Below are 15389 nucleotides of genomic sequence, written 5' to 3' on the forward strand. Positions count from 1 at the left end.
AGGGTTCCGTGCTCTCCAGCCAGCAGGCAAGCGCCGTCCAGCCTCACGATCACACCGCCGCTGACAGCCACGACCACATCCAGGTCCGTGGCGCCAGGGAGAACAACCTCAAGGGCGTCTCCCTCGACATCCCCAAGCGGCGTCTCACCGTCTTCACCGGAGTGTCGGGCTCCGGCAAGTCCTCGCTCGTCTTCGACACGATCGCCGCCGAGTCCCGGCGGATGATCGACGAGACGTACACCGCGTTCATCCAGGCCTTCATGCCGAGCCTGGCCCGCCCCGACGTCGACGCGCTGCACAACCTGAGCGCGGCGATCATCGTCGACCAGGAGCGCATGGGCGCCAACGCCCGCTCGACCGTGGGCACGGCCACCGACGCGCACACCATGCTGCGCATCCTCTTCAGCCGGCTCGGCGAGCCGCACGCCGGCTCGGCCGGCGCCTTCAGCTTCAACACGGCCGAAGGCATGTGCCCCGAGTGCGAAGGGCTGGGCAAGGCCTCCGACATCGACGTGGACGAGCTGGTCGACAGGGAGCTGTCGCTCAACGACGGCGCCATCAAGATCCCCGGCTACGCCGTCGACAGCTGGCCGTGGCAGGTCGTGGCCGGATCCGGCCTGTTCGACCCCGCCGTCAAGCTCAAGGACTTCACCCCCGAGCAGTGGGACGACCTCCTTAACAAGCCGCCCGCCAAGCTCAAGTACGGCTCCAACAACTTCACCTACGAAGGTCTCGTCCCCCGGGTCAGGCGCGCCTACCTCGCCAAGGACCGCGAGTCGATGCAGCCGTCGGCGCGGGCGTTCGCCGACCGGGCGGTCAAGCTGATCCGCTGCCCGTCCTGCGCGGGCTCCCGGCTCAACGAGGCCGCGCTCGCCTGCCGGATCGACGGCAGGAACATCGCCGAGTGCTCGGCCATGCAGGTCAACGACCTGGCCGCCTTCGTCCGCGGCATCGGCAGCCAGGCCGTCGGCCCGGTGCTGGACGGCCTGCTCTCCACCCTCGACTCGCTGGTGGAGATCGGGCTCGGCTATCTCAGCCTCGACCGCGAGTCGTCCACGCTGTCCGGCGGCGAGGCGCAGCGGGTCAAGATGGTGCGCCACCTCAACTCCAGCCTGACCGACGTCACCTACGTCTTCGACGAGCCGACGGCCGGCCTGCACCCGCACGACATCCAGCGGATGAACAACCTGCTGCTGCAACTGCGCGACAAGGGCAACACGGTGCTCGTCGTCGAGCACAAGCCGGAGACCATCGCCATCGCCGACCACGTCGTCGACCTCGGCCCCGGCGCCGGCGCGGCCGGCGGGCAGCTCTACTACGACGGCGACCTCGACGGGCTGCGCGCCTCCGGCACGCTGACCGGCCGCTACCTCGACCACCGGGTACGCCTGCGCGAGGAGCACCGCCGCCCGTCCGGGCAGCTGCCGATCAGGAACGCCGCTTTGCACAACCTGCGCGACGTGAGCGTCGACATCCCGCTGGGCGTGCTGACCGTGGTCACCGGCGTGGCCGGATCGGGCAAGAGCTCGCTGATCCACGGCTACGTCGCGGGCCGAGACGGCGTCGTGGTGGCCGACCAGTCGCCGATCCGCGGCTCGCGCAGGAGCAACCCGGCCACCTACACCGGGGTGCTCGACCCGATCCGCGCGGCCTTCGCCAAGGCCAACGGCGTCAAGCCGGGCCTGTTCAGCGCCAACTCCGCGGGCGCCTGCCCGAAGTGCAAGGGCATCGGGCTCATCTACACCGACCTCGCGATGATGGCCGAGGTGGCGTCGGTGTGCGAGGAGTGCGAGGGCAAGCGGTTCACGCCGGAGGTGCTGACGTACACGCTGCGGGGCAAGAACATCAGCGAGGTGCTCGCCATGCCGGTGGCCGAGGCCCGCGACTTCTTCACCACCGGCCAGGCCCGCACGATCCTCGACCGGCTGGCCTCGGTCGGCCTCGGCTACATCGGGCTCGGGCAGCCGCTGACCACTCTGTCGGGCGGCGAGCGGCAGCGGCTCAAGCTGGCCATCAACATGGCGAAGAACGGCACCACGTACGTGCTGGACGAGCCCACCACGGGGCTGCACCTGGCGGACGTCGACCAGCTCCTCGCCCTGCTCGACCGCCTGGTGGACGACGGCAACACGGTCATCGTGATCGAGCACCACCAGGCCGTCATGGCCCACGCCGACTGGATCGTCGACCTGGGCCCGGGAGCGGGCCACGACGGCGGCCAGGTCGTGTTCTCCGGCACCCCTGACGAGCTGGTCGCCACCGGATCCTCGCTCACCGCGCTGCACCTGCGCGACTACGTGAGCCGTCCACAGCGCCCGTAGGGGGGAGTATGCGGCCTGGCCGGCCGGGCGAAGCCCGCGCGGCGGACCTGCGTGCCCGGCTCCGGCACGTCTACTGGATCGGCGGCGGGAGCGGCGCGGGCAAGTCGGCCGTCGCCCGCCGCCTCGCGGACCGGCACGGCCTGCGCCTGTACGCCACCGACGACGTGATGCCGGATCACGCCGCCAGGAGCACGCCCGGCGAGTGCCCGCACCTGCACGCGTTCATGGCCATGGACATGGACGAGCGGTGGGTGAACCGGTCCCCCGAGACCATGCTGGAGACGTTCCACTGGTTCCGGGGTGAGGGTTTCGACCTGATCGTCGAGGACCTCCTGCGGCTTCCCGCCGGTCCTCCCGTGGTCGCCGAGGGCTTCCGGCTGCTGCCGCACCTGGTGGAGCCCCTGCTGGCCGCGGCGGACCGGGCCGTCTGGCTGGTTCCGTCGCCCGGGTTCCGCCGGGACGCCTTCCGCAGCCGGGGTTCGCTCTGGCGGATCGCCGGGAGGACGGGCGATCCTGACAGGGCGCTGCGCAACCTGCTCGAACGCGACCGGATGTTCACCGAACGCCTCGCCGGGGAGGCGCGCGGGCTCGGGCTGCCCGTCATCGAGGTCGACGGCACGATGACCGAGGACGACCTGACCGATCGGGTGACGGCGGCGTTCGGGCTCTGAACGGCGGGCGGCCGCTCCGATCGCAACGACGGCCAGGAGGGGGTGTCAGACGGCCAGGCGGGCCAGGACCTCGGCGAACTCCGGCGGCGGCGCCACGACGAGGCGGGCGTGGCCGCGCTGCAGCACGATGTCGGCCTTGATGAGCGTCAGCACTCCACGGTGCCACCAGTAGACCTGCGTGCTGAGCCCGTCGGTGCGGGCCGCGTGCACCCGCAGCCGCTCGATGGCCCGCACCACCCCGATCCCGTCGACCGGATGGACGAGCAGGGTGTACGGGTCGGGCAGCACCACGAGCGCCCCGTCGGCGGGCACGGGCAGGTAGGAGCCGAGCCACCGCAGATGCGTGGCCGCGGCGGGGGTGGCCGCGGTCAGGCGGGTCACCGGCGTGCCCGACAGCTCGATCCGCTCGGCCAGCAGCCGCTCCTCGCGCCGCACGTTGGCCACGGCCAGGTCGAGGGCCCGCGCCGGCGGGACGGGCCAGCAGCCCGCCTCCTCGGGGCGCACGGCCCGCGTGCCGATGGTGAGCAGCTCCACGAGGTCGGCGTTGAGGTGGCGGCCCACCACGCGGGTCAGGTCGCTCACCTCGTCGACGGACTCCACCCGGGTGCGCATCAGCGGCCTGGCCTGCTCCAGGTCGCAGACGTCGAGCCGGTCGCCGGCGGTGGCGACGGCGTGCGCGAGGTGCTCGGAGACCAGCATCGGCCAGTCTTCCCTGGCTCTGCGCGCGGCCTCGCGCCGCAGCCCGGTGAGCCGGACGACCAGCGGCTCGCCTGCTTCCGTGGCGCTCGTCAACCTCACGGAGCCTCCGTCGCGGGCGAACGCGAAGGTGTATCCGAGGGACTCCGCGACGAGCGCGAGCAGGGAATCGAGGTCGACGTCCTCGACCGGCCGGCGTGAGGGTTCGCGGTCGCGCCCGAACAAATTCACGCGCCGTGTCCCTTCTGTCGGTTTCGTCCTCCTACCTTGCCTGCTCCGCATCGCCGATCCGACCAGCCAGGGAGCACGATTCGGTATCGATAACACCAAGCGCGCCCAGCCACACGCTCATCTGTGGCGACCCGTGACCCACCGGCAACCCCGCCACCACGGGCACCCCCAGCGGCGCCAGGCGGTCGCGCAGCACCGGATAGGGATCGCCGCAGTCGACCCACGAGCCGAGCGCGATGCCCCGCACGCCCTCGAACACCCCCGCCTGCAGCAGCTGCGTCAGCATGCGGTCGATCCGGTAGGGCTCCTCGGTCACGTCTTCCAGAAAGGCGATCTTGCCCTGGAACGACGGCTGCCACCGGGTGCCGCACATGGAGGCCAGCAGCGACAGGTTACCGCCGGACAGCACGCCCTCGGCCCGTCCCGGCACCAGCACCCGGTCACCGTGCACCCGGTAGTCGTGTGCGGGGCCGTCCGCGCCGAACAGCGCCGCCTGCAGGCTCTCCCAGCTCCGCGGCTCCGGCTGCTTCTCGTCGGCCATGATCCGGGAGGCGGGCATCGGCCCGTGCAGGGTCGGCACGCCCAGCTCGACGGCGAACGCGTTGTGCAGCGCCGTGATGTCGCTGGACCCGACGAGGACCTTGCGGCCCGCCGCCCGCATGGCGTTCCAGTCGAGCCGGTCGAGCAGCCGCGCGGCGCCGTAGCCGCCCCTGCAGCAGAACACCGCGGAGACGGCCGGGTCGCACCAGGCCGCCTGCAGGTCGGCCGCCCTCTCCGCGTCGCCGCCCGCGAGGTAGCCGAGCTCCTGGCGGTCGAGCGCGTGCGCGCCGACCACCACCTTCAGCCCGAGGCTCTCCAGACGCCCGGCGCCGCGCCTGAGCATCACGGCGTCGGGAGGGCCTGACGGCGAGACGATCGCGACGGTGTCACCTGGCTGCATCGACCAACTCCTTACATGCCTGCTCCGGTGAGCACCGATGCGGCACTGGCTTTTCCACGTGCCAAACGGTGCCACACTTACCTGTCGTATGCGACTTCCGCCCCACATCCTCGTGGTCAACGGCATCAAGGTCCGCCGGCCGGTCTTCCTGCTCGGAGCCCCGCATTCCGGTACGGATCTGCTCGCCCGCGCCCTGAAACGATCCCCTGGCTTCCACGTGACGATGGGCCGCGCGAGCGTGGCGCACGTGGTGTACGCCTTCGCCCGCAAACCGTCGCTCGCCGCCACGTCCGGCGCCGTTCGCGTCATGCGTGACGCCCTCTCCGAGTCGTGGCAGGTGCTGCCCCGGTCGTGCGGCCAGTGCGCCGAGCCGTGCAGGGAGGCCGGTGGCGTCATCGGCACCGGCCCCTGCGTGAGCGCCGGCGACGTCACCCGGTTCGGCGACGGCAGCCCCGACCTGCTCTACAGCGTTCCCGTGCTGCTCCAGGCGTTCCCCGACGCCCGGTTCGTGCAGCTCATCCGCGACGGCAGGGACGCCGTGGCCGGCATGCTGGCCGATCCTGCGTGCCTGGCCTGGTTCAAGCCGGCGATGCTGACGGGCCAGACCGAGTTCCCCAACGCGTTCTTCGGCGTCAGCAAGGACGAGCACCTCGACCGGTGGCGTGACATGCCGGACGCGGGCAAGAGCGCTCTGCGCTGGCGCAGCGCCGTGCGGGTCAGCGCCGAGCTGCGCAGGACACTGCCCGAGGAGCAGCTGCTGACGCTGCGCTACGAGGACCTCGTGCTCAGGCCGCAGCAGACGGTGGCCACGCTCACGGAGTTCCTGGGGACGCGGGTGTCCAAGGTCGTCCTGTACGACCCCGGTGTCCCCAAGCCGGGCGCCTACACGTCCCGGCTCGGGCGCGACGACGTCAAGCTGGTGGAGAAGGTCGCCCGCGAGGAGCTCAAGCGGCTGGGCTACCTGAAGAAGAGGTGAACTGGGTGCGGTAGAGCTCGGCGTAGAGCCCGTCGCGCGCCAGCAGCTCGTCGTGCCGGCCGCGCTCGGCGATGCGGCCGTCGTGGACGACGAGGATCTCGTCGGCCTCCCTGATCGTCGACAGCCGGTGCGCGATGACCAGCGACGTGCGACCCGCCAGCGCGGTCTTCAGCGCCACCTGCACCGCCGCCTCCGACTCGGAGTCGAGGTGGGCGGTGGCCTCGTCGAGCACCACCACCCGCGGCGCCTTGAGCAGCAGCCTGGCCAGCGCGAGGCGCTGCTTCTCGCCGCCGGACAGCCGGTAGCCGCGATCGCCCACGACCGTCTCCAGCCCGTCGGGCAGGCCCTCCACGAGGTCACCTATCTGCGCGGCTCTGAGAGCGTCCCAGATCTCCTCGTCGCTCGCCCCTGGCCTGGCATAGCGGAGGTTGGCCGCGATCGTGTCATGGAAGAGATGAGCGTCCTGCATGACCACCCCCACGGTGTCGCGCAGGGAGTCGAGCGTGGCGTCGCGCACGTCGAGCCCGTTGATCCTGACCGCGCCCTCGTTGACGTCGTAGAGGCGGGAGACCAGCGAGGTCATCGTCGTCTTGCCGGCTCCAGAGTGGCCGACGAGGGCGATCAGCTGCCCCGGCTCGGCCCGGAACGAGACGCCCTTCAGCACCGGATGGGACGGGCCGGTGTCCTGCCGGGCCACCGACTCCAGCGAGGCCAGCGAGACCTCCTCGGCGGCGGGATAGCGGAAGCGCACGTCGTCGAACTCGATCGTCACCGGCCCCTCGGGCACCGGAACGGCGCCGGGGCGCTGCGCCACCATGGGCTCGAGGTCGAGGATCTCGAAGACCCGGTCGAAGCTCACGAGGGCCGTCATCACGTCCACGTGCACGTTGGACAGCGACGTCAGCGGGCCGTACAGGCGCATCAGCAGGGCTGCCAGGGCCACCAGCGTGCCCAGCTCGAAGACGTCGGAGACGGACAGCACGCCGCCGATGCCGTACACCAGGGCGGTGGCCAGCGCGGCCACGAGCCCGAGGGCGACCCTGAACACGGTGCCGTACATGCCGATGGTCACGCCCACGTCGCGGACCCTGGCGGCCCGGCTGCCGAACATCTCGGCGTCGTCCTCAGGCCGGCCGTAGAGCTTGGCGACCGTCGCGCCCGCGACGTTGAACCGCTCGGTGGTGACCGAGCTCATCTCGGCGTCGAGCTGCATCTGCTCCCGGGTCAGCGCGGACATGCGGCGGCCCACGAACTTGGCGGGGACGATGAAGATCGGCAGCAGCACCAGCGCGACCAGGGTGACCTGCCACGACAGGGCCAGCATCGCGCCCAGCACCAGGACCAGGCTGACCACGTTGGAGACCACGGACGACAGCGTGCTCGTCAGCGCCCGCTGGGCGCCGATCACGTCGGTGTTGAGCCTGCTCACCAGCGCGCCGGTCTGGGCCCGCATGAAGAACGCCACCGGCATGCGCTGCACGTGGCCGAACACCTCGGTGCGCAGGTCGAAGATCAGGCCCTCGCCGATGCGCGCCGAGAACCACCGCTGCACCAGTGTCAGACCGGCGTCGACCACCGCCAGCGCGGCGATCGCCACGGCCAGCCCGACCACGACGCCGGTCCGCTTGGGCAGGATGCCGTCGTCGATGATCGCCTTCATCAGCAGCGGGTTGGCGACCACGATCACCGCGCCCAGCACGACGAGCACGAGAAACGCCACGATCTGCCTGGTGTAAGGCCTGGCGTAACGCGCGATACGCCCTACGATGCCGGGCCGCAGCCGCTGCCTGGTCACCGATTCGTCGCGCCGCAGGGACGCCATCACACCGGGGCCGAAGCCCCCGCCCATCATCGCCATTCGGGGTCCTCCTCCCGGGACAGCGCCACCATGGCGTACGAGGATTCCCGAGTCAGCTCACCGCGTAATCCCGGGGCCTTCCAGTATCCGCCCGGCACCCCTGCCCCGGCGCTCCCGCCTCAGCCGAAGAGGGCTTTGAGCCGGGCGGCCTGCTCGGCCCCCTCGGCTGCGCACTGCTCCTCCAGGGAACGGCCCTGCGCCCCCTGGAGGAGTCGCTTGGTCGCGGCGGCCGCGTCCCGGTTGACGGCGAGCAGCTCCGCGATCTTGTCGTGTACGGCCTGGTCGAGGTCGTTCCCCGCGACCACGTTCTCCGCGAGGCCGATCCGCACGGCCTCGTCCGCGTGCACCACCCTGGCCGTCAGGCACAGGTCTTTCGCCTTGGCCAGGCCCACCAGCTCGACCAAGGGCTTGGTGCCGGTCAGGTCGGGCACGAGGCCCAGCGCGGCCTCCTTCATGCAGAACGCGACGTCGTCGGCGACGATCCGCAGATCGCAGGCGAGCGCCAGTTGAAATCCAGCGCCGATCGCGTGCCCCCGCACGGCGGCGATGGAAACGATCTCCGGGCGGCGCAGCCACAGGTATCCCGCCTGAGCCTGCTGCAGGCGCTGCTCGAAGGTGGCGGCGTCAGCAGCGGCCGCCGAGCTGAACGAGCCCTGTCCGGGCACCCCCTCTGGTGTGAACATTCGCAGGTCGATTCCTGCCGAGAAGGACGGTCCCTCACCTTTCACGACGACGACGCGCACCTGCTCGGGCAGGTTCTCGCCGATCCGAGCCAGCGCCGACCATGTCGCGAACGTCATGGCGTTGCGCTTCTCCGGCCGGTCCAGCGTGATCGTCGCTATCTCACCGTCCACCTCGAATCGGAGCCCGCCGTCCGCCGGATTCCCGGCTGAGGCGTCCTCCGCATACCCCCCGCGCTGTTGCGCCCGCGCTTCCGCCATCGCCCGCTCCTCGTGTCCCGGCCGCGCACAGGGTGCGCCGCGGAGTGCTGATCGTCGCGCCCGAGCCTACAGAATGTCGTTCTGGCCCGGGCGCGACGTCGGCTGTCAAGGGACGAGCGGCTGCGGTCGCACGTTCCGAGGCGGCCGTCAGCGCTTGGACTTGCCCCGGGTCGCCCCGCCGCGCCCGCGCAGAGTCACGCCGGACTCGCTAAGGATGCGGTGGATGAACCCGTAGGACCGGCCGGTAGAAGCGGCCAGGGCGCGGATGCTCTCGCCCTGCGCGTAGCGCTTCTTGAGATCACCGGCCAGTTTTTCCCGGTCGGCCCCGGTGACCCGGGTGCCCTTCTTCAGTGTCTCGGCCACGAGTACCTCCTGTAGTGCCGGACTTCCGCAGCGTTACTCCGCCATGATCAGTCATTTCAGCGGGATCGGCTACCTACTCCACGGGAAAAGATCCGTACCCACTCAAATTAAGATCAGGCAAGTGCCACAAGATCGGAAAATTCGTCGCTCCATGCGTCTTCAGTTCCGTCAGGTAGCAAGATCACCCTATCCGGTGACAGGGCGTCAACGGCACCCTCGTCATGTGTGACTAGGACGATTGCCCCTGAATAGGACCGTAGAGCATTGAGAACCTGCTCGCGGCTGACGGGGTCGAGGTTGTTCGTCGGCTCGTCGAGAAGGAGCACATTGGCGCTCGAAAGCACGAGGATGGCCAGGGCGAGCCGGGTCTTCTCGCCGCCGGAGAGCACCCCGGCCGGCTTGTCGGCGTCCTCCCCCGTGAACAGGAACGAGCCGAGCACCTTGCGCAGCTCGGTGTCGGTGAACTGGCCACCGGCCGAGCGCATGTTCTCCAGGAGCGTGCGATCGTTGTCGAGGGTCTCGTGCTCCTGGGCGTAATAGCCGATCTTGAGGCCGTGACCGGGCCTGAGCTCGCCGGTGTCGGGCTTTTCTATGCCGCCGAGCAGGCGGAGCAGCGTGGTCTTGCCGGCGCCGTTGAGGCCCAGGATGACGACCCTGCGGCCGCGGTCGATGGCCACGTTGACGTCGGTGAAGACCTCGAGCGAGCCGTACGACTTCGACAGCCCTTCCGCCGTGAGCGGGGTGCGCCCGCACGGCTGGGGCTCGGGAAAGCGCAGCCTGGCCACCTTGTCGCTCTGGCGCTCCTCCTCCGTGCCCGCCAGCAGCCGGTGGGCGCGCCGCATCATGTCCTGGGCGGCCTTGGCCTTGGTGGCCTTGGCGCGCATCTTGTCGGCCTGCGCCAGCAGCGCGCCCGCCTGCTTCTCCGCGTTGGCCCGCTCCCGCTTCCTGCGCTTCTCGTCGGTCTCGCGCTGGGCGAGGTAGGCCTTCCAGCCCACGTTGTAGTGGTCGATCACCGAGCGGTTGGCGTCGAGGTGCAGGACCTTGTTGACCGTGGCTTCAAGAAGGCCGACGTCGTGGCTGATGATCACCAAGCCGCCTTGATGGGATCGCAAAAAATCACGAAGCCACCCGATTGAGTCGGCATCTAGGTGGTTTGTCGGCTCGTCGAGAAGGAGAGTTTCCGCTCCGCTGAAAAGAATTCTCGCCAATTCAACGCGCCTGCGCTGACCCCCGGAAAGCGTTTGCAGCGGCTGCGTGAGCACCCTGTCGGGCAGGCCGAGACTGGAGGCGATGGAGGCGGCCTCCGACTCGGCCGCGTAGCCGCCGAGCACGTGCATCTGGTCTTCGAGGCGGCCGTACTGCTTCACCGCCCGCTCGCGCGTGCGGTCGTCGGCGGAGGACATGCCGAGCTCGGCCTCACGCAGCTTGCGGAGCACCTCGTCGAGCCCGCGCGCCGACAGGATGCGGTCGCGGGCCAGCACCTGCAGGTCGCCGGTGCGCGGGTCCTGAGGGAGGTAGCCGACGCTGCCGGACCTGGTGACGGCGCCGGACGCGGGCAACCCCTCGCCCGCCAGCACCTTGGTCAGGGTCGTCTTGCCCGCGCCGTTGCGGCCGACGAGCCCGATCTTGTCGCCGGGATTGACCCGGAACGTGGCTTTCTCGATGAGCAGGCGCGCGCCCGCGCGCAGCTCGATATCACTGGCGATGATCATGATGGCGGAACACTCCCGAGCTAGGAAACGAGGGTTGGGGCGTGCGACGCCGATCAATCGGGAGCATGCATACCGATCAGTGTAGGGCCCCCGGAGGGGCCCCACCCCTGGTTAATCCTCCGCCAGGTGCTCCGCGATCAGGGCCAGGTTGCAGATCGCGGCCAGACCGTACTGCGCGGCGCTGTTGGTGGACACGAACGGCGCCTCGCGCACCGGCGACGGCACCTCGGGGCCGTCGACCAGCGTCAGCTCCCACTTCTCCTGGTGCTGCAGCGGGTTGCGGTTGAGCTGGTCGCCCTCGCCGAGGCGGAACTTGCGCCACGCCCACGCGGCCAGCTCGGCGTCGCCGGTGCGCGCGGCCGCGTACGCGGTGAGCCTGCTGTGCGCCTGGATCAGCGAGATCCCGCTCAGCCGCCGGCCCACCTCGGCCTCCTGCTCCTCGGGGGCGGCGAGATAGAGGCGGCAGTACTCCAGCCACGCCTCCTCGAAGCCCGGCACGCCGAGGTCGAGCGCGATGAGCTCCGCGCACATCTCCGGCAACCCGAACAACGACGACAGGTGCGAGACGGAGATCTGGTCCCGTGAGGTGTCGAAGCGGCCCGTCTCCAGGTTCAGCCGGCCCTCACCCGTCAGGAACCGGCGCGGCATCGCCCCGATGTCGGCCATCGTGCCCAGCAGCCGGTCCCTGGCCCGCTCGTCGCCGTGCCGCTCCCACCGAGTCAGCCACGCCGCCGCCAGCGACCCCCAGTCCGTGCCCAGCCCGACCGACAACCCGGCCGGGTCGGGGGTGTAGACGTCCTCGCGCACCTTGCGCGTGGGGTCGATCGCCAGGAACGTCTCCTCCGGCGTGCTCAGCTCGTCCATGAGGTCGCCGGTGCGCTCGTCGGCGGTCAGGTAGTGGTAGAAGCGGCGGTAGGCGGCGTTGGAGATGCGCAGCTGCTTGCAGCTGCAGCCCCAGTGCTGCACGTTGTGGCGGCTGCCCAGGCCCTTCCACCTGCCGAGATGATAGACGTCGACCTCGCCCGTGTGGCGGGTCATGGCCTCGGCGAAACGGAAGACGTCGGCGCGCCCCGTGCGCAGATACTGCAGCCACAACCACAGGTCGGGCGACAGCTCCGAGTTGTCCCAGGCGTAGCCGCCCACGTCGTAACGCCAGGTGTGCCGGTCGGAGTCGTAGGTGTGCATGACGTCGCCGTAGTCCCAGAAGCCGTACCACCTGCGCTGCTCGCGCTCGCGCACGTACAGGTCGAACAGGAAGTCCAGGCGGTCCTCGATCAGGGCGCGCGCGGGCGTGGAGCGGTCGGGCAGCCCCCACACGCCGAACACGCCGGCCTGCTTGATCCGCTCCGGGGAGACGCGCAGCAGGCCGGGCTCGTTCATGGCGGCGGCGTGCGCGGCCAGGTCCGCGGCCGAGGGCGTGGCGTCGCAGGCGCGCAGGGTCAGCTCGTGCGTACGCGCCACGCCGTGGGCGTCGCCGAAGCCCGGCTCGTAGTCCTCGTACGTGATCTCCAGGCCCTCGAGCTGCTCGGCGAACGTGTCCTGGCCCATCCCGTCGTGGTAGAAACGCAGGTCCATGGCCGGCGCGGACGGCGACCACAACCAGACGGTGGCGGTGGCCAGGCCGGTGGCGGCGTTCCTGACGTCGAGGCGGGTGGGGTGCAGGCGCCAGAAGTCGCGCAGCCCGAACCCGAGGCCGCCGCTGACGCCGCCGACGTAGCCGTAGCCGCCCGAGCGCGTCCCCGAGGGGATCGTCACCCACGCGTGGCCTTCCGCGGTGCGCTTGCGCAGCGTGTAGCTGTCGGCCGAGCCCTGGTCGAGGGTGTAGTCGTTCCAGGCGGGGATGAGGTGCAGCCGGCTCGCGACGTCGGGGGCGATCTCCCCCGCGGGCCTGCCCTCGACCTGTGCCCTGCGTACGCGCTCGCCGGGGTCGCGGCGCAGGCCGGTCAGGCCGCGTACCGCCTCGGTGAGGAAGCCTTCCGCACCGGCCAGCCGTACGTGCCTGTCGTGGAGCCGATCGTGCATGACCACGTCGGCGCGCAGGCCGAGCCCCGCCAGGAAGTCGCGCTCCGGGTCGCCGTCGTAGACGAACGTGTGCATGATCCGCACCTGCTCGGCGCCGGCGTGGAAGTAGAGGCGCACGGTGAACGGCAGCCAGTCTCCGTGCCGGCCCTCCAGCCGCACGACCGCGCGCAGGGGGCCGTCCTGCTCGACGGTGACGCTCTCGACCACGCCCTCGCCCTGCTCGCGGGCCACGGCGCCGCCCTCGTCGGGAGTCGGCTCACCCTGCCGGAGGCTGACCAGGCGGACGTTCCTGGCGATCTCGCGGCTCCCGCGCGAGATCGAGCGGGCGACCGTCCCGCCGCCGAGCTCCCAGGTGACCACGCCCGTGCTCACGACCAGCCCGCCGCGCTCGCGGGCGACCGTGACGGCCGTCCCGGGCACGGCGGGCTCACGGCCCGGTTCGAGCCGGTACGCCCGCGCGACGTCCCGCTGCGCCCCGATGGCGTGGGCCGACCACTTGACCGAGCCGTCGGGCCAGGTTGCGGTCACCCAGCTCTGCACGGGCACCTCGCGGCCCGCGTCGTCGGCCAGGGCGAACGGCGCGTCCCGCGCCACAGTGCCGCGCGGCCACGGGACCCCCCAGGTCGTCCCCTCCTCACCCGGCCGGTCCAGCCAGCGAAGCTCGGTCATGTGATCTCCTTCAGTCGGGGACTCCGGGCCTTGCCTCATTCTTTGACCGACCCGATCAGCACGCCCTTGGCGAAGTGTTTCTGCAGGAACGGGTAGAAGAACAGGATCGGCAGGGTCGCGATGACGACGACGGCGAACTTCAGGCCCTGCTCCGGTGGCACCCAGGTCCGGTCCATCTGCGACAGGGCGGTGGCGGCGTCGGTGCTGGTGAGCTGGCGTACCAGGATCTGCAGGGTCCACTTGCTGGGATCGGTGATGTACAACAACGGCGACATGTAGTCGTTCCAGATGGCCACCGCGTAGAACAGCGAGAACGTCGCGATGACCGGCTTGGACAGCGGCAGGACGATTCTGAAGAACACGCCCATCTCGTTGCAGCCGTCAATGCGCGCCGCCTCCTCCAGCGCCTGCGGCAGCTCCTGGAAGAAGCTCTTCACGATGATCAGGTAGAACGGGTTGATCGCCAGCGGCAGGATCAGCGCCCAGTAGCTGTCGAGCAGTCCCAGGTCACGCACCACCAGGTAGGTGGGGATCATGCCGCCGGAGAAGACCATCGTGAAGATGACCAGGTTCAGGATCAGCGTCCTGCCCGGGAGATACCGCTTGGCCAGCGGGTAGGCCATGGTGAAGGTCAGCAGCAGCTGGACCACCGTGCCGACCGCCGTCACGACGACGGTCGTGAGCAGGGCGCGGACGAACGTGTCGGTGGCGAAGATGTACGCGTAGGACTCCGTGACGAACTTCTCCGGCCACAGGAAGAACGGCCGCGAGGAGATCTCCGCCTCACCCGCGAACGATCCGGCCAGCACATAGAGCAGCGGCAGCATCGTGATCAGCGCCAGCCCGACGAGCACGACGACGTTGAGCGCGTCGAACACGCGGCTGCCGAGCGAGCTGTTGTTGTCGACCGGCTGCGTGGCCTTGGTCTCGGTCATGGTCGGCATGCCGGGGCTCCTTAGAACAGTCCACGCTGGCCGAGGCGCTTGGCCAGCCAGTTCGAGCCGAAGATCAGGATGACGCCCGCCACGCCCTTGAACAGGCCGACGGCGGTGGAGTAGCTGATGGCGCCCTGGGTGATGCCGGCGTAGTAGACGTAGGTGTCGAACACGTCGGCCACCGAGCGGTTCAGCGAGGTGGTCATGAGCCAGATCTGCTCGAAACCGGAGTCGAGCAGGTTGCCCGAGGCGAGGATCGCCATCACGACGACCGTCGGGCGGATCGCGGGCAGGGTGACGTGCCAGAGTTGCCGGAAACGTCCCGCGCCATCCATGCGGGCGGCTTCGTACAGGTTGGGGTCCACGCCCGCCAGCGCGGCGAGGTAGATGATCGTGCCCCAGCCGGTCAGCTTCCACAACTGCTGCAGGATGATCAGCGGCCGGAACCACTCCTCCTGCGCCATGTAGTCGACCTTCGCGGTGTCGCCCAGCAGGTCGCGGATCCATCCGGAGATCACGCCGAAGTCCGCCGCGAACAGCAGGTACGTCAGCGACGCGACGATCGTCCAGGACAGGAAGTGCGGGATGTAGATCAGCGACTGGACCGAGCGCTTGACGAGGCTGACCCGCAGCTCGTTGAGCATCAGCGCGACGACGATCGGCGCCGGGAAGACGATGACGATGTGCAGCAACGCCAGGAACAGCGTGTTGAACAGCAGCCGGCCGAAGTCGGGGCCGGCGAAGAGATCCTCGAAGTGCTTGAAGCCGACCCAGGGGCTGCCCGAGTAGCCGAGGAAGGGCAGGAAGTCCTGGAACGCGATCGTCACGCCGTACATCGGCAGATACTTGAAGATCACGAAGTAGGCGACGCCCGGGATGAGCATCAGGTAGAGCCAGCGATAGCGCGCCAGCGCCGCACGGAGCGGCACCTTGCCGGCCCTCCGCTTCTTCGCCTTGGTGGCCGCCTTCGGGGGAGGCGGCGCCAGGTCGGTGGCCACAGCGGCCTCCTTTCATGTGAGAGGCCCGGGACGCGCGGGCCCCGGGCCTCTCGACG

Annotated in this window: 12 protein-coding genes; 3 read left to right on the forward strand and 9 right to left on the reverse strand. The window is 70.1% G+C overall.

The features are described 5' to 3' along the window. Window positions 1-8: 8 nt before the first annotated feature. Window positions 9-2321 carry an excinuclease ABC subunit UvrA gene (locus tag ABGA98_RS32490; RefSeq protein WP_347622223.1) on the forward strand — a complete coding sequence of 771 codons (2313 nt, stop codon included), beginning with the start codon at window positions 9-11 and terminating at the stop codon, window positions 2319-2321. Window positions 2322-2329: 8 nt separating this feature from the next. Further along, a complete protein-coding gene (locus ABGA98_RS32495; protein ID WP_347622224.1) occupies window positions 2330-2992 on the forward strand; it encodes a hypothetical protein in 663 nt (220 codons plus the stop codon). Window positions 2993-3037: 45 nt separating this feature from the next. Here ABGA98_RS32495 and ABGA98_RS32500 read toward each other — a convergent pair whose 3' ends face one another. Both ABGA98_RS32500 and ABGA98_RS32505 read right to left on the reverse strand, forming a co-directional pair. Further along, window positions 3038-3919 carry a hypothetical protein gene (locus tag ABGA98_RS32500; protein ID WP_347622225.1) on the reverse strand — a complete coding sequence of 294 codons (882 nt, stop codon included), beginning with the start codon at window positions 3917-3919 and terminating at the stop codon, window positions 3038-3040. 31 nt (window positions 3920-3950) lie between these two features. Next, window positions 3951-4859, reverse strand: coding sequence for an LD-carboxypeptidase (locus tag ABGA98_RS32505; RefSeq protein ID WP_347622226.1), 909 nt, complete (start codon window positions 4857-4859; stop codon window positions 3951-3953). 88 nt (window positions 4860-4947) lie between these two features. Here ABGA98_RS32505 and ABGA98_RS32510 point away from each other — a divergent pair, with 88 nt between their 5' ends. Then, entirely contained in the window at window positions 4948-5835 is an 888-nt protein-coding gene (locus tag ABGA98_RS32510) for a sulfotransferase (protein ID WP_347622227.1), read from the forward strand. Here the strand turns inward: ABGA98_RS32510 and ABGA98_RS32515 are convergent. The 7 genes from ABGA98_RS32515 to ABGA98_RS32545 all read right to left on the reverse strand — a co-directional run bounded on the left by ABGA98_RS32515 (window position 5804) and on the right by ABGA98_RS32545 (window position 15333). Continuing rightward, the gene (locus ABGA98_RS32515; protein WP_347622228.1) at window positions 5804-7693 is read right to left on the reverse strand and encodes an ABC transporter ATP-binding protein; all 1890 of its coding nucleotides are present in this window, start codon (window positions 7691-7693) and stop codon (window positions 5804-5806) included. The genes ABGA98_RS32510 and ABGA98_RS32515 overlap by 32 nt on opposite strands. Window positions 7694-7812: 119 nt before the next feature. Beyond that, the gene (locus ABGA98_RS32520) at window positions 7813-8634 is read right to left on the reverse strand and encodes an enoyl-CoA hydratase/isomerase family protein (protein ID WP_347622229.1); all 822 of its coding nucleotides are present in this window, start codon (window positions 8632-8634) and stop codon (window positions 7813-7815) included. 147 nt (window positions 8635-8781) lie between these two features. Beyond that, on the reverse strand, window positions 8782-8997 hold the full coding sequence (locus ABGA98_RS32525; RefSeq protein WP_125642298.1) for a helix-turn-helix domain-containing protein: 216 nt from the start codon (window positions 8995-8997) through the stop codon (window positions 8782-8784). Window positions 8998-9110: 113 nt separating this feature from the next. Further along, window positions 9111-10709 (reverse strand): ABC-F family ATP-binding cassette domain-containing protein, encoded by a 1599-nt coding sequence (locus ABGA98_RS32530; protein ID WP_347622230.1) that lies wholly within the window; start codon window positions 10707-10709, stop codon window positions 9111-9113. A gap of 111 nt (window positions 10710-10820) precedes the next feature. Continuing rightward, window positions 10821-13400, reverse strand: coding sequence for a Tat pathway signal sequence domain protein (locus ABGA98_RS32535; RefSeq protein ID WP_347622231.1), 2580 nt, complete (start codon window positions 13398-13400; stop codon window positions 10821-10823). A 35-nt stretch (window positions 13401-13435) separates the two neighbouring features. Further along, entirely contained in the window at window positions 13436-14344 is a 909-nt protein-coding gene (locus tag ABGA98_RS32540; protein ID WP_347622232.1) for a carbohydrate ABC transporter permease, read from the reverse strand. Between the two features lie 11 nt (window positions 14345-14355). Beyond that, on the reverse strand, window positions 14356-15333 hold the full coding sequence (locus tag ABGA98_RS32545) for an ABC transporter permease subunit (protein WP_347622234.1): 978 nt from the start codon (window positions 15331-15333) through the stop codon (window positions 14356-14358). Window positions 15334-15389: the final 56 nt, after the last annotated feature.

Source organism: Nonomuraea sp. B1E8 (genome assembly GCF_039871515.1).
Classification (GTDB): domain Bacteria; phylum Actinomycetota; class Actinomycetes; order Streptosporangiales; family Streptosporangiaceae; genus Nonomuraea.